The sequence below is a fragment of the Deinococcus deserti VCD115 genome (assembly GCF_000020685.1).
GTDB classification, from domain to species: Bacteria; Deinococcota; Deinococci; order Deinococcales; family Deinococcaceae; genus Deinococcus; species Deinococcus deserti.
Map to the genome: position 1 here is coordinate 91,786 of NC_012526.1, position 23,108 is coordinate 114,893.

At 63.5% G+C, this 23,108-nt stretch carries 27 protein-coding genes; 23 read left to right on the top strand and 4 right to left on the bottom strand.

Annotated features, from left to right (window positions below; genetic code table 11):
* Positions 1-5: 5 nt before the first annotated feature.
* The 22 genes from carA to DEIDE_RS00550 all read left to right on the top strand — a co-directional run bounded on the left by carA (position 6) and on the right by DEIDE_RS00550 (position 20,089).
* The gene (gene carA, locus DEIDE_RS00445; protein WP_041227300.1) at positions 6-1,190 is read left to right on the top strand and encodes a glutamine-hydrolyzing carbamoyl-phosphate synthase small subunit; all 1,185 of its coding nucleotides are present in this window, start codon (positions 6-8) and stop codon (positions 1,188-1,190) included.
* Between the two features lie 472 nt (positions 1,191-1,662).
* Positions 1,663-2,313, top strand: a complete 651-nt coding sequence (locus DEIDE_RS00450) for a hypothetical protein (RefSeq protein ID WP_012692005.1) — start codon at positions 1,663-1,665, stop codon at positions 2,311-2,313.
* Between the two features lie 202 nt (positions 2,314-2,515).
* Positions 2,516-3,262 (top strand): uracil-DNA glycosylase, encoded by a 747-nt coding sequence (locus tag DEIDE_RS00455; protein WP_012692006.1) that lies wholly within the window; start codon positions 2,516-2,518, stop codon positions 3,260-3,262.
* Between the two features lie 69 nt (positions 3,263-3,331).
* Positions 3,332-4,366, top strand: coding sequence for a DNA topoisomerase IB (locus DEIDE_RS00460; protein WP_012692007.1), 1,035 nt, complete (start codon positions 3,332-3,334; stop codon positions 4,364-4,366).
* 795 nt (positions 4,367-5,161) lie between these two features.
* Complete coding sequence (locus tag DEIDE_RS00465) at positions 5,162-5,716, top strand: hypothetical protein (protein ID WP_012692008.1); 555 nt, start codon at positions 5,162-5,164, stop codon at positions 5,714-5,716.
* An 85-nt stretch (positions 5,717-5,801) separates the two neighbouring features.
* Positions 5,802-6,068 carry a nucleotidyltransferase domain-containing protein gene (locus tag DEIDE_RS00470; protein ID WP_041226959.1) on the top strand — a complete coding sequence of 89 codons (267 nt, stop codon included), beginning with the start codon at positions 5,802-5,804 and terminating at the stop codon, positions 6,066-6,068.
* Complete coding sequence (locus DEIDE_RS00475; protein WP_206775261.1) at positions 6,023-6,286, top strand: hypothetical protein; 264 nt, start codon at positions 6,023-6,025, stop codon at positions 6,284-6,286. Before DEIDE_RS00470 ends, DEIDE_RS00475 begins: the two co-directional genes overlap by 46 nt.
* Positions 6,283-6,693 carry a hypothetical protein gene (locus tag DEIDE_RS00480; protein WP_012692010.1) on the top strand — a complete coding sequence of 137 codons (411 nt, stop codon included), beginning with the start codon at positions 6,283-6,285 and terminating at the stop codon, positions 6,691-6,693. The genes DEIDE_RS00475 and DEIDE_RS00480 overlap by 4 nt, the downstream gene beginning before the upstream one ends.
* Positions 6,694-6,697: 4 nt before the next feature.
* A complete protein-coding gene (gene pth, locus DEIDE_RS00485; RefSeq protein ID WP_012692011.1) occupies positions 6,698-7,360 on the top strand; it encodes an aminoacyl-tRNA hydrolase in 663 nt (220 codons plus the stop codon).
* A gap of 65 nt (positions 7,361-7,425) precedes the next feature.
* Positions 7,426-8,475: a M42 family metallopeptidase gene (locus tag DEIDE_RS00490; protein ID WP_242402928.1), complete on the top strand. Its 1,050-nt coding sequence runs from the start codon at positions 7,426-7,428 to the stop codon at positions 8,473-8,475.
* Between the two features lie 67 nt (positions 8,476-8,542).
* Complete coding sequence (locus tag DEIDE_RS00495) at positions 8,543-9,100, top strand: DUF4126 domain-containing protein (RefSeq protein WP_012692013.1); 558 nt, start codon at positions 8,543-8,545, stop codon at positions 9,098-9,100.
* A gap of 290 nt (positions 9,101-9,390) precedes the next feature.
* On the top strand, positions 9,391-9,762 hold the full coding sequence (locus DEIDE_RS00500) for a P-II family nitrogen regulator (RefSeq protein WP_041227302.1): 372 nt from the start codon (positions 9,391-9,393) through the stop codon (positions 9,760-9,762).
* 27 nt (positions 9,763-9,789) lie between these two features.
* Complete coding sequence (locus tag DEIDE_RS00505) at positions 9,790-11,091, top strand: ammonium transporter (protein WP_012692015.1); 1,302 nt, start codon at positions 9,790-9,792, stop codon at positions 11,089-11,091.
* 336 nt (positions 11,092-11,427) lie between these two features.
* Positions 11,428-11,745, top strand: coding sequence for a V-type ATPase subunit subunit G family protein (locus tag DEIDE_RS00510; RefSeq protein WP_041226961.1), 318 nt, complete (start codon positions 11,428-11,430; stop codon positions 11,743-11,745).
* On the top strand, positions 11,742-13,805 hold the full coding sequence (locus DEIDE_RS00515) for a V-type ATP synthase subunit I (RefSeq protein WP_012692017.1): 2,064 nt from the start codon (positions 11,742-11,744) through the stop codon (positions 13,803-13,805). Before DEIDE_RS00510 ends, DEIDE_RS00515 begins: the two co-directional genes overlap by 4 nt.
* Positions 13,806-13,823: 18 nt before the next feature.
* Entirely contained in the window at positions 13,824-14,129 is a 306-nt protein-coding gene (locus DEIDE_RS00520; RefSeq protein WP_012692018.1) for an ATP synthase subunit K, read from the top strand.
* A gap of 5 nt (positions 14,130-14,134) precedes the next feature.
* Positions 14,135-14,692, top strand: coding sequence for a V-type ATP synthase subunit E (locus DEIDE_RS00525; protein ID WP_012692019.1), 558 nt, complete (start codon positions 14,135-14,137; stop codon positions 14,690-14,692).
* 11 nt (positions 14,693-14,703) lie between these two features.
* Positions 14,704-15,696, top strand: coding sequence for a V0D/AC39 family V-type ATPase subunit (locus DEIDE_RS00530; RefSeq protein WP_012692020.1), 993 nt, complete (start codon positions 14,704-14,706; stop codon positions 15,694-15,696).
* Complete coding sequence (locus DEIDE_RS00535; RefSeq protein ID WP_012692021.1) at positions 15,693-16,037, top strand: V-type ATP synthase subunit F; 345 nt, start codon at positions 15,693-15,695, stop codon at positions 16,035-16,037. The genes DEIDE_RS00530 and DEIDE_RS00535 overlap by 4 nt, the downstream gene beginning before the upstream one ends.
* A 143-nt stretch (positions 16,038-16,180) precedes the next feature.
* Positions 16,181-17,929 carry a V-type ATP synthase subunit A gene (locus DEIDE_RS00540; protein ID WP_012692022.1) on the top strand — a complete coding sequence of 583 codons (1,749 nt, stop codon included), beginning with the start codon at positions 16,181-16,183 and terminating at the stop codon, positions 17,927-17,929.
* Complete coding sequence (locus tag DEIDE_RS00545; RefSeq protein ID WP_012692023.1) at positions 17,926-19,341, top strand: V-type ATP synthase subunit B; 1,416 nt, start codon at positions 17,926-17,928, stop codon at positions 19,339-19,341. The genes DEIDE_RS00540 and DEIDE_RS00545 overlap by 4 nt, the downstream gene beginning before the upstream one ends.
* A 73-nt stretch (positions 19,342-19,414) precedes the next feature.
* On the top strand, positions 19,415-20,089 hold the full coding sequence (locus DEIDE_RS00550; RefSeq protein WP_012692024.1) for a V-type ATP synthase subunit D: 675 nt from the start codon (positions 19,415-19,417) through the stop codon (positions 20,087-20,089).
* A gap of 50 nt (positions 20,090-20,139) precedes the next feature.
* Here DEIDE_RS00550 and DEIDE_RS00555 read toward each other — a convergent pair whose 3' ends face one another.
* The 4 genes from DEIDE_RS00555 to DEIDE_RS00570 form a co-directional block, all read right to left on the bottom strand.
* Positions 20,140-20,724, bottom strand: a complete 585-nt coding sequence (locus tag DEIDE_RS00555; RefSeq protein WP_012692025.1) for an HD domain-containing protein — start codon at positions 20,722-20,724, stop codon at positions 20,140-20,142.
* Positions 20,725-20,737: 13 nt separating this feature from the next.
* Positions 20,738-21,649 (bottom strand): ROK family protein, encoded by a 912-nt coding sequence (locus DEIDE_RS00560; RefSeq protein ID WP_012692026.1) that lies wholly within the window; start codon positions 21,647-21,649, stop codon positions 20,738-20,740.
* Positions 21,650-21,724: 75 nt separating this feature from the next.
* Positions 21,725-22,027: a hypothetical protein gene (locus DEIDE_RS00565; RefSeq protein WP_012692027.1), complete on the bottom strand. Its 303-nt coding sequence runs from the start codon at positions 22,025-22,027 to the stop codon at positions 21,725-21,727.
* The gene (locus tag DEIDE_RS00570) at positions 22,024-22,482 is read right to left on the bottom strand and encodes an acyl-CoA thioesterase (RefSeq protein WP_012692028.1); all 459 of its coding nucleotides are present in this window, start codon (positions 22,480-22,482) and stop codon (positions 22,024-22,026) included. Before DEIDE_RS00570 ends, DEIDE_RS00565 begins: the two co-directional genes overlap by 4 nt.
* Positions 22,483-22,579: 97 nt before the next feature.
* On the opposite strand from DEIDE_RS00570, the gene DEIDE_RS00575 reads away from it, so the two are divergent.
* The gene (locus DEIDE_RS00575; RefSeq protein WP_193589555.1) at positions 22,580-22,957 is read left to right on the top strand and encodes a cell division protein FtsB; all 378 of its coding nucleotides are present in this window, start codon (positions 22,580-22,582) and stop codon (positions 22,955-22,957) included.
* Positions 22,958-23,108: the final 151 nt, after the last annotated feature.

Genomic DNA, 23,108 nt, shown 5'->3' on the forward strand with positions numbered 1-23,108 from the left:
GGAACATGATCAGAAAAGAACGAGCAATTCTGGCTCTGGAAGACGGCACGGTCTACCGCGGTTATGCCTTCGGGCACCGTGGAGAAACGGTGGGCGAAGTGGTGTTCAACACCTCCATGACCGGCTACCAGGAGATCATGACCGATCCCAGTTACAACGGGCAGATCGTAACCATCACCTACCCGCATGTCGGCAACTACGGCGTGGCGATCTATGACATGGAGAGCAACAAGCCGTATGTGCGCGGCTTTATCTCCCGTGAGTTCTCAGGGGAGTACAGCAACTACCGCGCTCAGCAGTCGCTGGAAAGCTTCATGCAGCAGTACGGCGTGGTCAGCATCCAGGGGATCGACACGCGTGCGCTGGTCAGGCGCCTGCGTACCGGCGGGGTCGTCAAAGGCGTGATTGCTCACCGCAGTTACACTCACCCGGAAGATCCGTACGGCGAGTTCACCCCGGCCGAGGAGCAGGTGTACGTGCAGCGTGCGCTGGGTCATCAGGACATCGACGGGCATGACATGACCCGCGAGGTCACCACCGCGCTGCCCTACGCGTTCCCCACACTGCGGCAGGGCAAACGCGTCGTGCTGATGGATTTCGGGATCAAGCACACCATCATTGAGCGTCTGGCGGAAGTTGGCATCGAACCTATCGTGGTTCCGGCGCACACCACCCCGGCGCAGATCATGGCGCTGCAGCCGCACGGCCTGTTCCTGTCCAACGGTCCTGGTGACCCCGCTCCGCTGGAATACGCCCACAAGACTGCCTGGGAACTGATGGGGCTGCTGCCGACGTTCGGCATCTGCCTGGGACACCAGATTCTGGGGCTGGCGGCGGGCGGCCGTACCTTCAAGATGAAGTTCGGACACCGGGGTGGCAACCAGCCGGTCAAGAACCTGTTGACCGGCAATGTGGAGATCACCTCGCAGAACCACGGCTACGCGGTGGACATCGATTCCATCCCGAACGGCGCTTTCGTCGCCACGCATGTCAATCTCAACGACGGCACGCTGGAAGGCATGGCGCACAGCCGTTACCCGGTGTTCAGCGTGCAGTATCACCCCGAAGCTTCCCCCGGACCACACGACAGCCGCTACCTGTTTGACCGTTTTATCGAGGAAATCGATGCATTCGACGGCGGCAATGGTTCTCCTGTGGCCAAGGCTGCGGCAGGGCGCCTGGGTATCTGAGCCGCTTCACGGGCTGCTCAGATATGTCAGAGGCAGTAGGCATATCCTTGCTGGAGTAAGAGCTCTGAAAATACCTTTCTGCACCATGACTGTTGGTGACAACGTGGTGGCGCAAAGCCGGTGGGACCTCCAGGTCTCACCGGCTTTGCGTGATGGAGGGAGGTGCGCTCAGGTTGCTCTACAGGTCAGGTGATGCGGGGCGTTGTTCCTCGCTGACAGTCAGGAGACCAGAGCCGTCAGAAGACGTGGGAAAGCACCCGACCTGTTTCTTTTCTCATGTACCTTACACAAATATGACGGCCCGTGGGAAACCTCATAGCTTCTCGCCTCCGTCTGCGTCATGCTTCGTGTATTCGTTCCACACAACTATGGCCCTGTCTGAGGACATGTGATCGCTGCGCTTTACCAGACACTCAACCTGCACATTTCTGCTTCCTGCTGGCTCTGCCTGGGAGGCTTTAAGGAGACCGTGATGACCAAATTCCTTCATATTGCCCTGCTTCTGACTGTTCCGCTGGCCACTGGTTGCGGTCAGGTGGTTGGCAAGCTGATTCCTCCTCAGACGTTCAACAACCCGGCCAACCTGGACGGCGCGCAGCTCAGCAGCTCCAGCACCCTGCAGCCGGCAGCTGTCAAAGGGACCATCGCCTACGACACCAGTAAGACTGCACCGCCCACGCCCTTCGCGGACCTGCAGTACCCGGAAAATGTTCCCTTCGGTGTCCGGCCGTACGCCATGAAGCTGCAGGCGCAGTTTACCCGGGCCGTCGTTCAGGGCAGCTGCAGCTTTCCCGCCGCATTTCAGCTGACGGTGCAGCGCTTCGACGCCGCCATCAGTGACGCAAGCGGCAACGCCACGCTCAGCGTGGAACCAAAACTGACCGTCACCCTCACAAAGACCGGCGGTACGGCCACGTCAGCGACGTACAGCATCAGTGACCACACCGTGACAGTCAGTGCGAACGCCGCCACGACGTCCAAGGCCATCAACATCCTGACCAGTGGTGGGCAGAACAACGCCAGCGCCACCGCACATATCGTCGCGGATCAGGATGGACTTGCGGGCTGCACCGTTCAGTTCACGCTGGGCAAGACGTCACTGACCCTCTCTGACTTTTCCTGAAGTCTTCAGGCTGGTCGGGTGCGCGCCGCAGGGTGCGCACCTGTTCTTTTGTTGTTCGCCAGTCGGTGCCCCGAGGTGTATGCAGACTGGACGGGAAAGCTCAGCAACGCCCTGTTTGCTGGTTGCCTCTGCTGCAGACGCTTGAGCATTTCTTGAGGAGGCGTGTGGTCGACCACGGCGGCAGAGGAAACTACACTTCATCATGAGTGACCAACCGGACCTGTTCGGCACGCCCACGGGCGCGAAGGCACCGCACGCGATCATGCCTGCCGGGCTGCCGGCGTCCTGGAAGGAAGCACTGGCTGAAGAATTTGCCGCGCCGTATTTTCATGCCCTGAAAGACTTCCTGGTCGAGGAACGCCGGACGCACACGGTGTATCCGCCGGCGGCGGACGTCTTCAATGCCCTGCGTTACACGCCGCTGGAAAACGTGAAGGTCATGATTCTGGGACAGGACCCCTACCACGGCCCCGGTCAGGCGCATGGTCTGAGCTTCAGCGTGCGCCCCGGCGTGCGCATTCCTCCCAGTCTGAAAAACATCTATAAGGAATTGCAGAGCGACATCCCGGGCTTTACTCCGCCGCGCCACGGGTACCTGAAGGCCTGGGCCGAGCAGGGAGTCCTGCTGCTTAATGCTGTCCTGACGGTGCGGGCGGGCGAAGCGAACAGCCACGCCGGTAAGGGCTGGGAGAGTTTTACCGACGCCGTGATCCGGGCCGTCAATAACCGGCCTCAGCGGGTGGTCTTCGTGTTGTGGGGCGCGTATGCCCGCAAGAAAGCCAGGCTGATTACAGCGCCGCACCACGTCATCATCGAATCGGCGCACCCCAGTCCGCTGAGTGTGACGCGCTTCATGGGTACGCGGCCGTTCAGCCGGGTCAATGCCGCGCTGGAGGAAGCCGGAGAAGCACCAATCGACTGGCAGCTGCCCGCACAGGTCGAAGAATGATGTTCAGGGCTGGTGGCATATGGTTTTTCTGAGGGTATTTCTGACACCCGTCGCGCCCGGGGCGGCCTGATGCCCAGCCGCACCGAACTGCTGGCCGAGGAATACCTGCGCCGTGAGGGTCACGACCCCAAGGCCTTCCATTACTTCTATCCGGACGGCTCGGAGTATGACGACCCGGACGGAATGGCCCGCATTGCCCGTCTGGCAGTGCCGCCCGCTTACACCGACGTGTATGTTTCGCCTGATCCGGACGCCGAGTTGCAGGCGTTTGGCCGGGACGCCGCGGGCCGATTGCAGTACCGCTACCACCCGGACTTCGTGCAGGCCGGTGCCCTGCGCAAGTGGCAGCGCCTGACCCGCTTTGCCGAAGCGCTCCCGGTTCTGCGCGTCGCCACAACCGCCGATCTGCGCGCCAGCGGTCTGCCTCCCCGCAAGGTCATGAGCCTGATGACCCGGCTGCTGCATGTGGCGCGCTTCCGGGTAGGCAATGATCTGTACGCGCAGCGCCACAAGACCTATGGTCTGAGCACGCTGCGCCAGCGGCATGTTCAGGTCGAGGGCAATACAGTGACCTTTCATTTCCGTGGAAAACACGGCATCTCACAGCACAAGGCCACCACTGACCGCACGTTGGCCAGCAACATTTCCCGGCTCCTGGAGCTGCCTGGTCCCTGGCTGTTTCAGACCGTCAATGAGGAAGGAACCCGCCGGCGAATCCGGGCCGGTGAACTGAACGGCTACCTGCGCGAGGTCATCGGGCCCTTTACCGCCAAGGATTTCCGTACCTGGGGCGGCACCCTGCTGGCGGCTGAGTATCTGGCCGAAACCGGAGTGGCCGACAGCGACCGGCAGGCCCGCCGGGCCCTGGTGGACTGCGTGAAGTATGTGGCTGCTGACCTGGGCAATACCCCGGCCGTGACCCGGGGCAGTTACATCTGTCCGGTGATCTTCGACCGGTATCTGGAAGGCAAGGTGCTTGACGATTACGAACCTCGTGTCAGCCGAGCCGACGAGCATCTGGAAGGCCTGACCCGCAGTGAGGCTGCGCTCAAGCGCATGCTGGAAAGCGAAAAAACACTGCGCCGGCGTCGTTCACGTGTCTGAACTCATTCGGGGCCAGCAGCAGTCCTGCCCGGTACGGTTCCTTGGGCTGTATTTCAGAAAAGGGCCGGGAAAGTGTATAAGCTCATCTTCAGGCTCAACGAGTGGAGCGCGCAAAGCGATGCGGTATCTGGCTGAAGATCGCAGATACGCCGTGGCCAATTGGGCCCCGGAGACCCGTCCTGCTCGCCGGTCTGCTTTCCGAGCGCCGCTGCTGAGTCCAGTGTGCTCAGCCTCGCGCCTGGAATCAGCTTCAACAAAGGCATTGCCCTCGGCATTGTCATACAGCGTGGACACTCGAGGTTACGGGCTCTCACATCCGCATTTCAGTGAAATTGACGGCCCTGTAGCAGGCTGCGGCAGACAGTCGAGGAATGGATTTCTGGGGAACCTGTAATTCTGCCACCCGTCCGGTTCTCCGACAGGTGAGTGTAGACAGGGCCAGGGCCTTTTAGAGATGAACCCGGCAGCCCACCCCTGGGCAGCTGTGACAATTCAGGGTTTTCTGACAGAGGGAGATTGTCCTTCCGATTCTCAGATGAAGATGCATGTATGAGTTCAGGAGGCCAGCAGAGCCAGAAGCGTCGTCACTTTCTGCCGTGTAGGAGAACAAACAGGTGCATACGCCGCAAGGAAGCCTTCAGGCTCAGGTGCAGAAGCGTCTTAATGTAGAAGCGTCTTAATGTGGTTTCCTGCTCTGTCAGGAGAGAACTTACAAAGACCGGTCAACAGGTTCATGAATCCAAAAAAATTGAAAAACCATGTTCAGGACGTGGTTTTTCCGACTACCCTGTGGTCATGACCACCGCCTTCTCCCGTCCGCTGAGCCTGGCCCTGACTGCCCTGTGCTTTGCCCTGCCGCTGATGACCAGTTGCGGCGGAACGGGAGCCGTTCAGCCTCAGACCACCGCGAGTGCCTCCACTGGAACCGCGGAGGCCAACCTGTCTGGTGAAGGTCAGGCGGCACTGCGGGCCCTGCGCGCGTCTACAGGGATGGTGCTGACAGAAAACGGGTATCTGAACCAGGTGGCCGTGACGCCGGTCAGTGGCAGCCTCAACGAGCGCACTGGCGCTGGTCAGCTGCGCTGGCTGCACAGCTGGGCGGCCAACCGCTGGGCACAGGTGGGGCCTTCTCTCGTGAAGGTCCAGTGGATGCGCGCCTACGCTGGTGAAGGTGCCCTGACCCCCCAGGCCCTGGCCGGCGCCTGTCAGGCGGACGGCATCGAGCCTATGGCCTGCGCACAGGTGCTGCGCAAGGCCACCCACGCGGCAGTAGAGCGTCATGCAGCCACGAACACCTGGCTGGTTGTTCTGGCGGAGATCGACCGGCCCCTGTCGGTGCAGCCTCGCTGAAGTTATCTGGAATAGAGGCCGGCGCTGTCATGGTGGGCAGCGCCGGCCTCTGCCTGCTACGGGGCTGGCCTCTAGGCTGAGCCCCATGTTGCTTGAAAGCACCCTCGCGGTGTACGGGACACTGTCTGCGGCCGGTGTTACCTGCTGGCTGATCGGCGGCAACGCCATCGAACTTCTCTGCGGGCATCACGTGCGTGAACATGATGATCTGGACTTCCTGATTCTGGCCTCTCAGGGCGTCCAGGCCCAGACTGCCCTGGAACGGGACGGCTTCCACCATGCCACGGTTCACTGGAAGCAGGCAACGTGTTTTTTCGGCGTGGGGACCTGCTGGTGGATCTGGTTCCGGTGACCCCAGACCCGCCGCGTATGCTCGGTGAGCTCTCCCGGATGGTCTGGCCTGGGCAGTTTCTGGATAAGTGGTGGGCCGAACTGGAGGGCATGCGGATCCGGACCCTGAGCCCGGCCATGCACCGGATCATGAAAGACCCGGTCTCGGCGTACCAGGGGGTGGAATTAAGGGAAAAAGACCGGCTGGATCTGGCTGCCCTTGCTACCTTGGACACATGAATGCTTCCGATGCTCAGGTGCGGGCCAGACTCACGGCGCTGGTGCCAGCGCTGCGGGCCTTTCACTCGGCACTGATGGATTTTGCCAAGAGCGAGCACGAATTCCTGCATGGACCGGTCAAAGGTCCCTTTGAGCTGTACTCGCTGGTCATGAACCACCCGGGCTTTCAGTGGCTGCGTCCGCTCTCGGGCCTGATGGCCACCCTGGACGAGGTGCTTGATGCCAAGGACACGTCCCTGACCCGTCAGAACGTGGAAGACGTCAAGGCAGCACTGGGCCTGCTGTTTGCCGATACCGACACCCGCTTTGCCGAGTTCCGGGCTGGCTACGTCCGGGCCCGGGGGGACCTGCGTGTGCGTGAGACCGAGGCCCGCTGGCGTGAGGTTCTCGGCGCCCTGGAGGCCTGAGGCCTTGAAACTCGTTGTTGGTCTGGGGAACCCTGGCACGCAGTACGCGCAGACTCGTCACAACGTCGGCTGGCTGGTGGTCAACGAGGTGGCCCGGCGCTGGGGAGCCACCTGGCGTAAGGAGAAGGACGCCGAGGTCGCGGAAATTCGCCTGGGACCGGCCCCCGGTGTCAAAGTGCTGCTGGTCAAACCCCAGACCTTTATGAACGCCTCCGGCAAGGCAGTGGTGCCGCGTCTGTCGTTTTTCAAGCTGGATCCGGGGGCCCTGCTGGTGGTTCAGGATGATCTGGACAGTCCTTTCGGTCTGATGAAGGTCCGGCTGGGCGGACGCCACGGAGGTCAGAACGGCGTGCGGGACATCATCAGGCTGCTGGGCACCGAAGCGTTTGCGCGCCTGAAGCTGGGGATCTCGCGGCCTCCTGCAGGCCGTGATCCGGCCGACTGGGTGCTCAGCCGCTGGCGCGACGAGGAGCAAAGCACCCTAGGAGACCTCGTGCGGCTGGGTGCAGATGCCGTAGAGCGCTGGGCCACCGCTGGTCTGGCCGAGGCGCAGCAGGCCTTTAACAGCACCGACCTGCGCCCCAGGCCAGAGCCCGTGCCTGCACCCCAGCCGGCTGACGTGTCCGGGCCTCAGGAAACGGGACCAGCGGAACGTCCGGAAGTCTGAACCCGCGTCTCCAGGCACAGGACACCGGGCGGTGAAGCCCCATGGGAGCGGCGTATCCTGCCCGCGTGTCTACAACTGATTTGCGGCTGGATGTGCTGATGCAACTTTCCGATCTGCCTGGCGTTCCGGGGCAGGAAGATGCGGTGCGGGACTTCGTTCTGGGAGAACTTGAAGGTCTGGCCGACGAGGTGCGGGTAGACGCACTGGGCAACGTGATCGCCTTCCGTGGTGCAGCAGGGGAGGGTGCAGCGCGTCAGCGGGTCATGATCTCGGCCCACATGGACGAGATCGGATTTCTGGTGCGCTTCGTGGACGACAAGGGCTTCCTGCGGGTGCAGGCTCTGGGGGGCTTCGATGCCCGCAACCTGTTCGCCCGCAACGTCACGGTGCACACCCGCGGGGGCAAACTCAGCGGCATTCTGCAGCCCGGTACCAAGCCGGTGCATGTGGCCTCCGCTGAGGAGCGCAAAAAGATTCCCGAAATCCGCGAATTTTTTATTGACCTCGGACTCGACAGTGAAGAAGCCCGCCGTCAGGTGCGGATCGGGGACATGGTCACCCTGGAGCAGAGTGCTCGTCAGGTCGGCCGGCTGATTACCGGCAAGGCCATGGATGACCGCGCCAGCGTATTCATGTTGCTCGAAGTTCTGCGTCACCTGAAGGGCCAGTCCCTCAAGCACGACCTGTATGCCGTCTTCAGTGTTCAGGAAGAGGTCGGCCTGCGTGGCGCCATCACGGCTGCCTACGGTGTGGAACCCACCATTGGCATCGGTCTGGACGTGACCCTGGCCATCGACGGGGTGGGTGGCAGCCCGGAAGACGCCGTGACACGTCTGGGTGACGGCATCGGCATCAAGGTGTTTGATTCCAGCATGATCAGCACCCGCTGGCTGGTGGACGAGTTCTACGATCTGGCCGAAAGCCGCGGCATCAAGTCCCAGCTGGAGGTCCTGTCGATGGGGGGCACGGACGGCGGGGCAATTCAGCGCAGCCGGGCAGGCGTTCCCACCCTGACACTCAGCATTCCGACCCGTTACATTCACACCGTCGTGGAGTCGGTGCACGAACAGGACGTGAGGGCCGGTGTGGACCTGCTGCTGGCCTATCTGGCCTGAGCGCCGGCTACTCTGAATAAAGAAACGCGTTAGGCACTTCCGCCAGCGCGGGAGGCATGGTGCAGGCATGGAGATCCTGTCTGGTCTGTTGTCTTCCCTGGGCCTGTCTGGCGCGGCTGGGCTCAATGCCTACATCCCGCTGCTGGTCGTGGGCTTCCTGGCACGCTTCGGCGTCATGGATCTGGCGGCCCCCTACGACCTGCTGGCCAATACCTGGGTGCTGCTGGGGATCGGCGCCATCGGCCTGCTTGATTTTGTTGGAGACAAGATCCCCGGCGTGGACCATGTGCTGCACCTGGTAGGCAGCGTCGTGAATACGGCGGCCGGGGCGGTTCTTTTCGCGTCGCAGACGGGAGTCGCAGACATTCCTCCAGCGCTGAGTCTGGCTTTGGGGGTCATCGTGGCTGGAGGAGTGCATGCCACCCGCACGGTGGTGCGCCCCGTGGCCACGGCGACAACTGGCGGTCTGGCCAATCCGGTGATCAGCTCCGCTGAGGACGGCCTCAGTCTGGGGGTCAGCCTGCTGGCGGTGTTCATGCCGATTCTGGCGGTGGTGTTGCTTGCGGCCATTCTGTTTCTGGCCGCGCGGCTCTGGCGCCGATTACGCGGGCGCCGTCTGATCTAGAGCAGATACGAAGAGCAGAGATCAAAACAGGAGAGGCCTGAACGCCTCTCCTTTCTTTTTGCTCTTAGAAAAGGCATTTCAGAAAAGGCAGTTCAGACGGTGGGCCAGATTTGCTGGACAACTTGCACGCCGGCTGTTCCCAATCAGAGTGATTCTCTGGATTTATGCACTTTGTCATCTGAAATCTAGCCAAATGATCAAGTTAGTTTTGACAATCTACACGCGTGTTCCTAAGATAAGGGCATGCGGGGATGCGATTTCTGCAAATTGATCACGAAAAAGGAGACGCCATGAAACTCATCACGGCGATCATCAGGCCCGAACGGGTTCAGCAGGTCAAAGAGGCCTTATTCCAGGCCGGCATCAGTGGCCTGACCCTCTCGCGTGTCAGCGGCCACGGCGGAGAACAGGAACTGGTCGAGCATTACCGCGGTACCCGGGTCATGGTGGAATTCCGCGACAAGGTCGAGGTCCGGATGGCCGTCAGCGAACCGTTTGTCGATGCTGCCATTCAGGCCATCTGTTCGGCTGCCCGGACCGGTGAGGTCGGCGACGGCAAAATTTTCGTGCAGCCCCTCGAGCGTGTCGTGCGCATCCGTACCGGCGAGGAGAACAACGCCGCCCTGACTCCGGTGACCGAGACCAAACTCGTCCCCGTCTGAAGCTGTTTTTCTTGAGGAGTACTGATCATGATCAAGAACCTGCTTTCTCTGGCCACCTTGCTGGGCGGCGCCGCGCTGGCGCAGGACTCAGCGCCTGAACTCAGCAGCGGCGACACCGCCTGGATGCTGATCTCGGCGGCGCTGGTGCTGCTGATGACCCCTGGTCTGGCCTTTTTCTACGGTGGCCTGACCCGCTCCCAGAGCGTACTGAACACCATGATGATGAGCGTGATGTCTATAGGCGTGGTCGGGGTGCTCTGGATGCTGGCCGGTTACTCTCTGGCTTTCGGTGAAGGGGGCAATGCCCTGATAGGAGGGCTGGGCAACCTGGGTCTGGAAGGCCTGAAGGATCAGTTGACCGGCACCATACCGACCTATGTCTTCGCGGCTTTCCAGGCCATGTTCGCCATCATTGCCCTGGCTCTGATCAGCGGCGCAGTGGTCGAGCGCATGCGCTTTGGCGCCTTCTTGCTGTTCGGTGCCCTGTGGACCCTGCTGATCTATTCCCCTCTGGCCCACTGGGTCTGGAGCGCTGACGGCTGGCTGTTCAAAGACGGCGCCCTGGATTTTGCCGGGGGCACCGTCATTCATATTTCCGCCGGTGTCAGCGCCCTGGTGGCCGCCTTCGTCATCGGACCCCGCATCGGGTATCCGCGCACGGCCCATGTTCCCCATAACGTGCCCCTGGTGCTGCTCGGCGCAGGCCTGCTGTGGTTCGGCTGGATGGGCTTCAACGCCGGGAGCGCCCTGAGCGCTGGACACACTGCGGCCCTGGCCCTGATCACCACGCTCATTGCGCCGGCCGCTGCCATGCTGGCCTGGCTGGCCTGGGAAAGCGCAGGGAACGGCAAGCCCACGGCCGTAGGCGCTGCGACGGGTGTGGTTGTGGGTCTGGTGGCCATAACCCCGGCCTGCGCCTTCGTCAGTCCCTGGGCGGCTCTGCTGATCGGGGCCCTGGGGGCCACGGCCAGCTACTGGACTGTGCAGTTCAAGCATCGTCTGGGTGCCGACGACAGCCTGGACGTCTTCGCCTGCCACGGAGTCGCCGGCATCGTGGGCGCGCTGCTGACTGGCGCGCTGGCCTGGACCACCGGCAGTGGCAAGGCGCTGCCTGAACAGATGCTCACCCAGCTGATCAGCGTGGTCGCCAGTGTGGTGTATGCCGGTCTCGGAAGCTGGGCACTGTTAAAACTGGTCAGTGTCCTCACTCCGCTGCGGGTGCCCGCTACTCAGGAGCTGACCGGAATGGACCTGCATGCCCACCGCGAGCAGGGTTACAGCGAAAACGAAACTGGCCTGGGCGCTCCCATCTTCCTCGGCGGTGACTGACGGCCCGTCCCTACTTTCCTGACCTTCCACGTCCCTGCTCCCGTCCGCATCCCCGGGAGCAGGTTTTTTAGCTGTCTGTGCCGGGCCCACCCAGGCTTTTCTCCGTTGAAACGTCTCTTGCCGGGTGACGCCGCCATGGCATTTCCCCGGCCGCTTTCCGGGACGCTTGGCCCGCCAGAAGCCAATTAACGCTGTGTTAGGATGCTGGGCGAGTCTGACGCAATTGTAATAAGGGTCGGGCCATAAGCACGCTTCAGTTTCCTGACGCCTCATCTCCGGATGGGGATTTTCGGACGGAATCATGGGCGCGTGTCACGAAGGGAAAGGAGGAGGGATTTGGACGTTTCAAGTCGAGTCTTGAGTGAGCTGGCCAGCCGTGAGGCCGCGCTGGACGCGCAGATCGAAGCCGCCCGTGAGGAAGCCAGGCGGGAAGTCGAAGCGGCAGAAGCTGAAGCGGCCCGCATCCTCCGCGATGCGGAAGCGCGCGCGCAGGCCCTGCAAGCCGAGCATGACCAGCAACTCGCCGCCGAGACCGCGCGCATCCGCGAGGAGGCCCGTGCCAAGGCGGAAAGCGAAGCGCGCATGACCCGTGAACGTGCTTCGGCGCGCATTCAGCAGGCTGCCGAGCACATCCTGAGGGCGGTGCTGCCGTGATCAACCCGATGCAGCAGGTCGTGATCGCCACGCGCAAGCGCGACAGCGAGTCGGTCATTGCGGCCCTGCAAGACGCCGGGGTGCTGCATCTCAAACCCATCACGGGCGGGCCGCTCAACACCGGCACGCTCGCCGGGCAGGATGCCCAGCACCGCCGCGAGGACGAGCGCCTGCTTGCCCGCGTGGACAGCACCATCGCCGAACTGGGTGCCTACCGGCCTGCCCCCACTTCCCTGCCTGCTCAAAGCGAGTGGGCAGAGGTGGTGGAGGCCGCTGCCGGGCCGGTCTCAACGCTGGCCAGGGAACGTCAGGAACTCCAGGCTGACCTGGATACCGAGCGCGCCTACGGCGACGTCGTGCGCGCGCTTGCTCGCATGGTGGGTGGCCTGAGCCGCAGCCGCCGTGTGGCGCTGGTGCCATTTCTGCTGTCTCCTGCCGATAACGCCAGCGAGCTGGACGCTGCCCTGCGCGAAGCCCTGGCCGACCGTTACGAGATGGCTATGGAGAGCGTGGGTGCCAACCGCGTCGGTGTGATTGCCACGCTGCGCGGCGAGCGCGACGCCGCCCGCGCTGCGCTGAGCCGAGTCCGCCTCGGTGAGTTGCGCCTGCCTGGCCGCTTCGATCAGCTTCCGCTGGCCGATGCTGCAGCCGAGCTGGACCAGATCGCGCGCACCGGCGCCGACCGTCAGCGTCAGTTGAACGACCGGCGTGACCGTCTGGCGCAGACCCACGGCCCGGTCCTGTATGCCGTGCGTGACGCCCTGAAAGACCGCGTTGCGGTCCACGACGTGCGTGCCGTAAGCGCGCGCGGGAAGTACAGCCTGGCTATGCAGGGCTACGTCCCGGTGGACCGGGTGCCGGCCCTGCAGGCAGCGCTGGGTAAGTTCGGCGACGCCGTGAGCTACGAGCTGCACCCGGTTGATGAGCATCACGACGACGCCGTGCCGGTCCAGCTCAAGAACAACGGGTACGTCAAGCCGTTCCAGACTGTGATGGGCCTGATGAGCCTGCCCAAGTACGGGTCTTTCGACCCCACCTGGGTGGTGGCGGTGTTTTTCCCGCTGTTCTTCGGAATCATCATTGCCGACATCGGCTACGGTCTGCTGTTCCTGCTGTTCGGCATGTGGCTGCTGGGCAAGGCCCGGCGCAACGAAGGCTGGGATCTGAGCTTCTTCGGCGCGTACGTTCCGCCGGCAACCCTCAAGGACCTGGGCTTCGTCACCAATGTGATGGCCGCCTGGAGCATCCTGTGGGGCGTCCTGACCGGGGAGTTCTTCGGCACGCTGCTGGAGCACATGCATTTCTTCTACATCAACCCGGATCTGCTCAATAACCTGTGGGGCTGGACCGGTATCCGCTACGAGGATCACGGCGGCAAGCACTACGGCCTGATTCCTATCGTGTTTCCACGCCTGGAAACCAGCTACTTCAGCAATGTTGCGCTGGTCTTCGCGCTGCTGTTCGGAATCCTTCAGGTCCTCTGGGGCTGGGCTATCCGGATTCAGCAGGGCATCAAGCACCGTGACAGCGCCCACACCTGGGAAGGCATCGCGCTGTTCGGCGGCGTGTTCGGCCTGGTCATGATGGCCTTCGCCACCCGCGCCGGAAAGGACTTCGGAGCTTTCGGCAACTTTGCTGATCCCCGCGTCCTGCTGATGTACCTGGGCTTCGCGGCCTTCATCATCGGCTACCTGCGCGTCATCAAGCAGTTCCCCATGCTGCCTATCGAACTGCTTTCGCAGGGCGGGGCTGTCATGAGCTACTCCCGTATCTTCGCCGTCGGTCTGGTGTCGGCGATTCTCGCCAAACTCTGCACCGATGTCGGCTGGAGCATGTACGAGCGTATCGGCTTCATCGGTATCCTGCTGGGCATCATTCTGGGCGCTGTGCTGCACTTTTTCGTGCTGGCCCTGACATTGATCGGCCACATCGTGCAGCCGCTGCGTCTTCACATGGTCGAGTTCCTGAACCCCACCGGCTTCAACAACGAGACCAGCCCCGCCTACAACCCCCTTCGTCGCCTCAGCCCAGCTGCCAACAGCGGCGGGCAGGTCAAATAATTTTCAGGAGTGTCTGACATGACCAAGTACAACAAGATCGTCCTCGCGTCCCTCGTCCTTGCCCTCGCCACCAGCGGTCTGGCTGCGGAAGCCGGCGCCGCCGGCGGTTCCGACGATGCCTACCGTGGCCTGCGTGCCATCGGCGCCGGTCTGGCCCTGGGCCTGGGTGCTGTAGGCACCGGCATTGCACAGGCCCGCATCGGCTCGAGCCTGGTCGGCGCTGTCGCCGAGGACCCCAGCAAGGCCGGTAGCCTGCTGCTGTACTTCCTGATTCCCGAAACCCTCGTCATCTTCGGCTTCCTCGCGCTGTTCATCCTGGCCTGATATATATGGCCCTCGACAAGCTTCTCGAACAGGAGGCGCAATCGGAGATCGAGCGCATCCGCGCCGAAGCCCGTGACCGCTCTCAGATGATTGTTGCTCAGGCCCAGGAACGTGCGCAGGCGCTGATTGAAAGCCGTCAGCGTGCGCTGGAAACCCAGCGTCAGGCCGGGATCGTGCGCGCGCGCAGCGCCGCCGACCTGGACCTGAACGCCGCCCGCCTCACGGCCAGCGAAAGCGGCATGAGCCAGGTGTACGAGCTGGTCAACCAGCAGATCACGGAAATCACCCGCGTCCCCGAGTACCGTGACATTCTGGGCCGCCTGATCTATCAGGCCCGCGAAGTGATCACCGATGCCGAGGCCGTAGAGGTTAACCCCGCTGAAGCGGCGCTGGCCCGCGAACTGGTGCACGATATTGCTGTGCGCGAGAACCCGGCTATCCAGGGCGGCGTGCGCGTGGTCGCCCGCGGCGGCAAGAGCGGCATCACCAACACCCTCGCGGGCCGGCTGGAACGCGTCAGGGGCGAACTCGCGCCGCAGGTCAGCCGCCTGCTCGCCGAGTAAAGGAACCGCTCATGCCCGACGACTACTCGTACATCAACACGCGTGTCCGTGTCATGCGGACCAAGCTGCTGGACGGGCGCGCCCTGGACGCGGCGCTCGCGTCGGGCAGCTACCAGGAGTTCCTGCGCGTGCTCAGTGAAACGGATCTCGGCGCCAACATGCGCGAGACCACCACTGAGGGCGCCGGGCTTCCCGAACTCGACCGCGCGCTCTCGCAGAACCTGTTTGCCACCACCCAGAAGGTCCTGGGCTTTGCCGATGGCGACGCTAAGCGCGAGATCCAGGCCCTGCTGATGAAGTGGGACCTGATCAACCTCAAGACCATCGTGCGCGGCATTGTCAGCGGACGCGGCGCGGACGCGATTCTTGAGGGCCTGATCCCAGGTGGCACCATTCGCCCGGCAGCCCTGCAGACCGCCGCACAGAGCACCGACCTGCAAAGCGCAGCAGCAGCCATCGCTGTCAGTGGTCATCCACTGGCTCAGGCCATGCGCAACGGTGCGTCGGCGTACGGCAGCACCAACCGACTGCTTGATCTGGAAGTGGCGCTGGACCAGGGGTACTACCGCTACGCCCTTCAGGTGGCGCGCAACACCAGCCTGCGCCGTTATCTGACGCGCGAGATCGACGTGACCAATGCGCTGATCGCTCGCGCGGCCCGTGGTACCGGAGCGCAGGCACAGGCGCTGGACCCCAACCTGTTTGTTCCGGGCGGCAGCCTGGACGCAGGCGGGTACAGCCGCCTGAGCGCTGGAGACGCCGGCGGCGTGGCAAGTATCGCCGCGATTCTGGAAGCGCCCAGCATGGAAGAGGCCGAGGTGGCCGCCCGCACTGCCCTGGACACCGCCGCGCGCAATGTCGCAGCTGGTGACCCGGAAGGCGTGGGCATCATCCTGGACTTCCTGCGCCGCAAGGAAATCGAGATTGCCAAGCTCCGCCTGATCGGGCGCGGCAAGTACTACGACCTGCCCACCGATCAGATCCGCCGTGAGGTGCAGGCATGACGCAAGCAGGCAGCACCCAGCGTGTCGCTGTGCTCAGCGACACCGAAACCGCCACCGGCTACCGCCTGGCCGGCGCGCAGGTTATCGAGGCCGGCCGCGAGAATGCCGTGCAGGTTCTGGAGCAGGCCATCCTCAGCGGCGACTTCGGTCTGATCGCAGTGGACACCGGCCTGATTCCGGACCCGGCGAGTGCGACCGCGCGCGTCATGCGCGGCCGTGACCTGCCGATCCTGCTCCCGATCCCCAGCCTCAAGGACGCCTTTGCAACCGATACGGTGGATGCCAAGGCCTACATGGGCAAACTGGTTCGGGACACCATCGGCTTCGACATCAAGCTGTAAAAGAGGTCAACGGGTCAAAGCGTCGGGGGCGTGTCCGGAAGCCCTGCTTCAACAGGGCACCGCCTCTTCAGGCTGCAACCTCTTCGACCTTTCCCGCTCCCGCGCTTTCCGGCCCCTCTTCGACCTTTCTCAAGGAGATCCAAATGACGCAGAACAAGCAAGGCGTCGTGCAGAGCATCGCCGGACCGGCCGTCATCGCAGACGGCATGTACGGCGCGAAAATGTACGACATCGTGCGCGTGGGCAGAGAACGCCTCGTGGGCGAGATCATCCGCCTCGACGGCAACACCGCCTTCGTGCAGGTGTACGAAGACACCAGCGGCCTGACCGTTGGTGAGCCCGTCGAGACCACCAACCTTCCCCTGAGCGTCGAGCTCGGGCCGGGCATGCTCAACGGCATCTATGACGGTATTCAGCGCCCGCTGGACAAGATCCGCGAAGCTTCAGGCGACTTTATTGCCCGTGGTATCGAAGTGTCCTCGCTGGACCGCACCAAGAAGTGGGCCTTCACGCCCAGCGTGCAGCCCGGCGACACGGTGGTCGGCAGCGGCATTCTGGGCACCGTTCCAGAGTTCAGCTTCACGCACAAGATCCTGACGCCCCCCGACAAGGGAGGCAAGCTGCGCTGGGTCGCTGCCGCTGGTGAATACACCATCGACGACACCATCGCTGAACTGGAAGACGGCACCAAGCTGCGCCTGGCCCACTACTGGCCCGTGCGCGCGCCGCGTCCGGTGCAGAAGAAGCTCGACCCCAGCCTGCCGTTCCTTACCGGAATGCGCATTCTGGACGTGCTGTTCCCCCTGGTGATGGGTGGCGCCGCCGCAATTCCCGGCCCCTTCGGAAGCGGCAAGACCGTGACCCAGCAGTCGGTCGCCAAGTACGGCAACGCCGACATCGTGGTGTACGTGGGCTGCGGCGAGCGTGGCAACGAAATGACCGACGTGCTGGTGGAGTTCCCGGAACTGGTTGACCCCAAGACCGGCGGGCCGCTGATGCACCGCACCATCCTGATCGCCAACACCTCCAACATGCCCGTGGCCGCCCGTGAAGCCTCGGTGTACACCGGCATCACGCTGGCCGAGTACTTCCGCGACCAGGGCTACAGCGTGTCGCTGATGGCCGACAGCACCAGCCGCTGGGCCGAGGCGCTGCGCGAGATTTCCTCCCGCCTCGAAGAAATGCCTGCCGAAGAAGGCTACCCGCCCTACCTGGGCGCCAAGCTGGCTGCCTTCTACGAGCGCGCCGGAGCCGTCAAGACCCTGTCCGGTGACGACGGAGCGGTTTCCGTGATCGGCGCCGTGAGCCCCGCAGGCGGCGACATGTCCGAGCCCGTGACCCAGGCCACCCTGCGTATCACCGGCGCCTTCTGGCGTCTGGACGCCGGTCTGGCGCGCCGCCGCCACTTCCCGGCCATCAACTGGAACGGCTCCTACAGCCTGTTCACGCCGATCCTGGACAAGTGGTACCGCCAGAACGTGGGCCCGGACTTCCCGGAACTGCGCCAGCGCATCACTAACCTGCTGCAGCAGGAAGCTGCTCTGCAGGAAGTCGTGCAGCTCGTCGGTCCCGACGCCCTGCAGGACAACGAGCGTCTGATCATCGAGACCGGCCGCATGCTGAGGCAGGACTTCCTGCAGCAGAACGGCTTTGACCCGGTGGACGCCTCGGCCTCCATGCCCAAGAACTACGGCCTGATGAAGATGTTCCTGAAGTTCTATGACGAGGCCGACTTGGCCCTCAAGAACGGCTCGACCATCGACGAGATCATCCAGAACCCCGTGATCGAGAAGCTGGCCCGCGCCCGCTACACCCCCGAGAACGAGTTTGCGGCCTACGGTGAAGGCGTGATGGATCAGCTGAGCACCACCTTCAAAGGAGTGAAAGCGTGACCCTTCTCCAGAAGGAATACAACGACGTCGCGTACATCTCCGGTCCGCTGCTGTTCGTCAACGCAGCTTCGGACCTGGCGTACGGCGCCATCGTGAACATCAAGGACGCCAGCGGGCGTTCACGCGGCGGTCAGGTCATCTCGGTGACCGATCAGAACGCCGTGATTCAGGTGTTCGAGGAAACCCGCGGTCTGGACCTGGCGACCGCCAGCGTAAGCCTCGTTGAGGACGTGGCGCGCCTGGGCGTGAGCAAGGAAATGATCGGTCGCCGCTTCGACGGCCTGGGCCGTCCTATCGACGGACTGCCCCAGGTTGTCGCTGAGCAGCGCCTGAGCATCAACGGCCAGGCCATGAACCCGGCCGCGCGCGCCAAGCCCGAAGAGTTCATTCAGACGGGCATCAGCACCATCGACGTGCAGACCAGCCTGATCCGTGGCCAGAAGCTGCCGATCTTCTCCGGCTCGGGTCTGCCGCACAACGAACTGGCCGCGCAGATCGCCCGTCAGGCGAAGGTGCCCGGACACGAAGGTGACTTCGCCGTGGTCTTCGCCGCGATGGGTCTGACCCAGCGCGAAGTCAGCTTCTTCACCCAGGAGTTCGAGCGCACCGGTGCGCTGGCCCGTTCGGTCCTGTTCCTGAACAAGGCCGACGATCCGGCCGTCGAGCGTCTGCTGACCCCCCGCATGGCGCTGACCACCGCCGAGTACCTGGCTTTCGAGCACGGCTACCACGTGCTGGTGATTCTGACCGACCTGACGAACTACTGCGAGGCGCTGCGTGAAATCGGCGGTGCACGTGAAGAGATCCCCGGTCGCCGTGGCTTCCCCGGCTACATGTACACCGATCTTGCGTCGCTGTACGAGCGCGCCGGCGTGGTGGAAGGCAAGCCCGGCTCGGTTACCCAGGTGCCGATTCTGTCGATGCCCGACGATGACATCACCCACCCTATTCCCGACCTGACCGGGTACATCACCGAAGGGCAGATCGTGGTGGACCGCACCCTGAACTCCAAGGGTGTGTTCCCGCCGATCAACCCGCTGCCCAGCCTGAGTCGTCTGCAGGGCAACGGCATCGGCAAGGGCAAGACCCGCGCCGACCACAAGAACATCTCTGACCAGCTGTTCGCCGCTTACGCCAACGGCCTGGACCTGCGCAAACTGGTGGCCATCACCGGTGAGGACGCGCTGACCGAGACCGACAAGCTGTACCTGCGCTTCGCTGATGACTTTGAGCAGTACTTCATCGGCCAGGGTGACCAGGACCGCAGCATCGACGATAGCCTGACGGTCGCCTGGGGCATTCTGTCCAAGCTGCCCCAGAGCCAGCTGACCCGTATTTCCAAGGACGCCATCGACAAGTACTACGGCACCAAGATGGACGAAATGTGGAAGGGCAGCCGGAGCCTGGGCTAAGCTAGACCAGGCACGGAAGGGGGCGCGTACGTGCGTCCCCTTCGGACTCCACTGCACGAGGAGGTGAACATCAATGGCAGGACAGATCAGCCCTACCCGCAGCGCCCTGCTCGCCAGCAAAGCCAGTCTCAAGACGGCCTCTGGCGGTGCAGACCTGCTCAAGCGCAAGCGTGACGCCCTGATCGGCGAATTCTTCGCTCTGGTCAAGGACGCCCTGGCAGCGCGCGAGCAGCTCGGCGGTGTCAGCAAGGGAGCCTACACCAGCCTGTTCGGGGCCAAGGCCTGGGACAGCCCTGAAGCGGTTGAGAGCCTCAGTCTGGCAGGCAGCGGCGACTACGCTGTGAATATGCAGATTGAAAGCATCTATGGCGTGAAGGTGCCCCGCATCAACATCCCCGAGCGTACCCAGACGACGAACTTCAGCCCCATCAACGTCGGCGCACGCACCATCCAGGCCGCCACCGATTTCGGCGGCGTCATGGAAGCGATCGTGAAGGTCGCCGCTACGGAAACGAAGCTGCGCCGGATCGGTGAGGAGATCAAGAAAACCTCCCGCCGGGTCAACGCCCTGGAGCAGGTGGTCATTCCCGGCATCGAGGATGACATCCGCTTTATTCGCAGCGTGCTCGACCAGCGTGAACGCGAAGCCAGCTACACCCAGAAGAAAATCAAGGCCAAGATCGAGGCCAAGGCCAAGCAGCAGCGCAAGGACATTCAGTCCGGCAACCACGGCAGCGCCGCGGACTGAAGCTGTTTTTCTGTGAAACGCGCCTCCCGGTACCGGGAGGCGCGTTTCATTTACCGGCTGTTTTCCAGCGCCTCTATGGCAGCGCGCAGGTTCCGCCGGGCCGGAGCGTCCAGCGCTGCGAACTCCGAGGTGAGATACAGCGTCTCGCGTTCCAGAAAGCCGCGCAGCACTGCCAGACGCCCATGCCGGTAACGACACTCCGGCACGTGCGCGTACTCCTTGCGGATGGCCGCGTGATAGGCAGCAAACGCTTGCGGACTGGCACCCAGGATGCTCAGGTCGGCGTCCACCATCAGGGCTTCTTCGCGGGTAAAAGCGGGAGCCACATGCTGGGTCACCAAGATCAGGTCTCTTATCTGTTCCCGCAGGCTGTCCGGTGCTCCCCGTGACCACAGCCAGGCGTCGAACAGCTCCGCGCTGCGCTGCTCGTTGTCAGTGGCGCGGGGCTCATAGACCAGGTCATGCCCCCAGACTCCCAACGCCAGTGCCGGGCTCAGCACGCCGCGGCGCCCCAGTCCGAGCAGCATGTCCCGGACATGCGCGGCCGTGTGGTAGGCCCGGTGGGGTTCCTGATAGAAGGGCAGGGCATAAGTCCGCACCTCAGCAAGGAATGACCAGGGGTCGGCTGGAGTCATGGCTGCGCGGGCCTCAGCCGTGCTGGGCGGCCAGGGCGGCGCCGATCACACCAGCGTCGGTGCCCAGCTGCGCGCGGCGGATGGTCACAGGGGCGAAGCCGGCCGCGTATTCGTTGGCAGCAGCCTGAACGCCCTGAAAGAAGAAATCGCCCACACTGGCCACGCCCCCGCCGATCACGAAGACCTCTGGGTCCAGAACCTTCTGCAGGTCGGCCAGGGCCACGCCAATGTGCTTCAGGGCCTGCATGACGACACGCCGGGCGCCAGGGTGACCCTGCTGAGCCAGCGAGAAGGCCTCGGCAGTGCTGACCTCACGGTTCAGGGTATAGCTGGCGTCACGGGCAATGGCAGTGCCACTGGCTATGGCCTCCAGGGCGCCGTCCAGGCCTGCGCCGCTGACCGGGCCGCCGGGCATCACGGTGACGTGGCCCAGTTCGCCGGCAATGCCGTGCCGACCGCGCCAGATGCGGCCATTGATGACGATCCCGGCTCCGATGCCGGTGCTGACCGTCACATACACGCTGCTCTCGGCGCCGCGGGCTGCCCCCAGGTGGGCTTCGGCCAGGGCCGCCGCCTTGGCGTCGTTTTCCAGAATGATGCGCTGGCCCAGGCGGTCCCGCAGGCCGTCCACCATAGGCACGTCGGTAAAGCCGTAGATGTTGGGCGCAAATTTAACGCGGGTCCGGTCGGCGTTCAGAGGCCCCGGAATCCCCACGCCAATCAGGCGGGCGTCCGGGTGCGCGGTCTGAATCTGCTGGACCTGGGCGGCGATGGCGTCGAGCACAGCTTCCCAGCCGGTCTCCGGGGTGGGCTGTACGTGGCGCTCAAGCAGCTGATCACCGCGCAGCACGCCGCAGGCGATCTTGGTGCCGCCCACATCCACGCCGATACTGGCGGGTTGGGCACTGAGGGTAGGATTGGTCATGGGGACTCCTGAAACAAGCCGGAACCGGTTCCACGCTTCCGGAAAGAATGCTTAAGACTAGACGCTACTTTAGCGTCAGGTATCTTCATGCTTCTCTGGGCCGTCTACGCCGCCGTCTTCCTCTCCCAGCAAGAACAGAGCCTCGCGCAGCTGCACTTCGGGAACGTACAGCCCGACATCTCCCAGGTAGCCGCCCGTCTCGATCTCGATCACCGGCGACGCCATGGCCCACTGGAACGGGGTGCGCACCACGCTGACCACGCCACCTTCCGAAAGGATCCGGCGCCAGCCTTCGGCCAGCAGGCGTGGCAGGGTATCAAGCCGCACCCAGATGTCGCCCTGATACATCACGCGGTCTTCGTAGTGCGCCCCGCTCATAAGCGGACCATCAGCGGTGCCAGTGCCTCACGGACCCAGTCTGGCAGCGGCTGAGGCTGGTGATCAGGATTCACCCGCACCAGCACCGCGCGTGAAAAGGCGCATGGCACCCCGTCAGCCAGAATGCGGGCCACCACGGTCCAGCTGGTGCGGCCCATCCGCTCGATCAGTGATTCGACCATCAGCTCCTGCCCGGCGCGGATTTCCTGCACGTAGTCCAGTTCCATGCGGGCCAGCACGGTCCGTTCGCCAGCCCCCCACAGCCCCACGTCGCGCATCAGCATGATGCGAGCATTTTCCAGATATTCGCCATAGCGGCCATTGTTGACGTGGTGGTTGGTGTCTATGTCGCTGTAGCGCATCTGGATACTCGCGCGGTGAGCATCGGCCCAGTTCAGCTCCGGGATGCGGCCCGCGGCTGGCTGAGGAGGGGCAGAAGGGGAGACGTCGGTCATATCGCCCAGTGTAACGGCGCTGTCCGGAGGGGTCCGGACCATGCCAGTGCCAGATCAGGACAGCTGACCGCCGGGACTCAGCGCTATGCTGCTGCATATGGATCAAGGTGCTCCTCCGCCGCCGCCCGCACCGCGCCGGGACCTGTGGCGGCGTTTGAGCCGGCTGCCTCTGAGCATGATGCTGGCAAGCCTGCTGGCTGGTCTGGGAATCGTGCAGCTGACATTCCAGCTGGGTCATACCACCTACCGCAGCCTGACCTGGAGTCAGCAGACCCGCGAGACCCGCGAGCGTATCCAGGCCCTGGAGCGTGACGTGAAAATCCTGCAGGACGCACAGCGCAACGCCACCAATCCCGACTATCTGCGTGAGCAGGCACGCTGCCAGGGCTTTGTGGGAACAGACGAGCAGGTCATTGTGGCGACCAACGCGCCGGATACTCCAAGCGAGAACTGCCGCATTGTTCGTCTGCCGTAGGCAATTGCGGACAATCCCAGAACGTTTCAGAAGCGGGACCCGGGTGCTGAGCGAACGGAGCGGATACAGGAAGAGCCGGCTGGACAGGGATGGCTGGACTGAACAACAGAAAGGAGACGAGGGTTGCCTGACCCTCGTCTCTGCCAACCAT

Coding starts and splice junctions, on each gene's coding strand:
- carA (WP_041227300.1), top strand. CDS start 6: ATGATCAGAAAAGAACGAGCAATTCTGGCTCTGGAAGACGGCACGGTC.
- DEIDE_RS00450 (WP_012692005.1), top strand. CDS start 1,663: ATGACCAAATTCCTTCATATTGCCCTGCTTCTGACTGTTCCGCTGGCC.
- DEIDE_RS00455 (WP_012692006.1), top strand. CDS start 2,516: ATGAGTGACCAACCGGACCTGTTCGGCACGCCCACGGGCGCGAAGGCA.
- DEIDE_RS00460 (WP_012692007.1), top strand. CDS start 3,332: ATGCCCAGCCGCACCGAACTGCTGGCCGAGGAATACCTGCGCCGTGAG.
- DEIDE_RS00465 (WP_012692008.1), top strand. CDS start 5,162: ATGACCACCGCCTTCTCCCGTCCGCTGAGCCTGGCCCTGACTGCCCTG.
- DEIDE_RS00470 (WP_041226959.1), top strand. CDS start 5,802: ATGTTGCTTGAAAGCACCCTCGCGGTGTACGGGACACTGTCTGCGGCC.
- DEIDE_RS00480 (WP_012692010.1), top strand. CDS start 6,283: ATGAATGCTTCCGATGCTCAGGTGCGGGCCAGACTCACGGCGCTGGTG.
- DEIDE_RS00495 (WP_012692013.1), top strand. CDS start 8,543: ATGGAGATCCTGTCTGGTCTGTTGTCTTCCCTGGGCCTGTCTGGCGCG.
- DEIDE_RS00500 (WP_041227302.1), top strand. CDS start 9,391: ATGAAACTCATCACGGCGATCATCAGGCCCGAACGGGTTCAGCAGGTC.
- DEIDE_RS00505 (WP_012692015.1), top strand. CDS start 9,790: ATGATCAAGAACCTGCTTTCTCTGGCCACCTTGCTGGGCGGCGCCGCG.
- DEIDE_RS00520 (WP_012692018.1), top strand. CDS start 13,824: ATGACCAAGTACAACAAGATCGTCCTCGCGTCCCTCGTCCTTGCCCTC.
- DEIDE_RS00525 (WP_012692019.1), top strand. CDS start 14,135: ATGGCCCTCGACAAGCTTCTCGAACAGGAGGCGCAATCGGAGATCGAG.
- DEIDE_RS00530 (WP_012692020.1), top strand. CDS start 14,704: ATGCCCGACGACTACTCGTACATCAACACGCGTGTCCGTGTCATGCGG.
- DEIDE_RS00535 (WP_012692021.1), top strand. CDS start 15,693: ATGACGCAAGCAGGCAGCACCCAGCGTGTCGCTGTGCTCAGCGACACC.
- DEIDE_RS00540 (WP_012692022.1), top strand. CDS start 16,181: ATGACGCAGAACAAGCAAGGCGTCGTGCAGAGCATCGCCGGACCGGCC.
- DEIDE_RS00550 (WP_012692024.1), top strand. CDS start 19,415: ATGGCAGGACAGATCAGCCCTACCCGCAGCGCCCTGCTCGCCAGCAAA.
- DEIDE_RS00555 (WP_012692025.1), bottom strand. CDS start 20,724: ATGACTCCAGCCGACCCCTGGTCATTCCTTGCTGAGGTGCGGACTTAT.
- DEIDE_RS00560 (WP_012692026.1), bottom strand. CDS start 21,649: ATGACCAATCCTACCCTCAGTGCCCAACCCGCCAGTATCGGCGTGGAT.
- DEIDE_RS00565 (WP_012692027.1), bottom strand. CDS start 22,027: ATGAGCGGGGCGCACTACGAAGACCGCGTGATGTATCAGGGCGACATC.
- DEIDE_RS00570 (WP_012692028.1), bottom strand. CDS start 22,482: ATGACCGACGTCTCCCCTTCTGCCCCTCCTCAGCCAGCCGCGGGCCGC.
- DEIDE_RS00575 (WP_193589555.1), top strand. CDS start 22,580: ATGGATCAAGGTGCTCCTCCGCCGCCGCCCGCACCGCGCCGGGACCTG.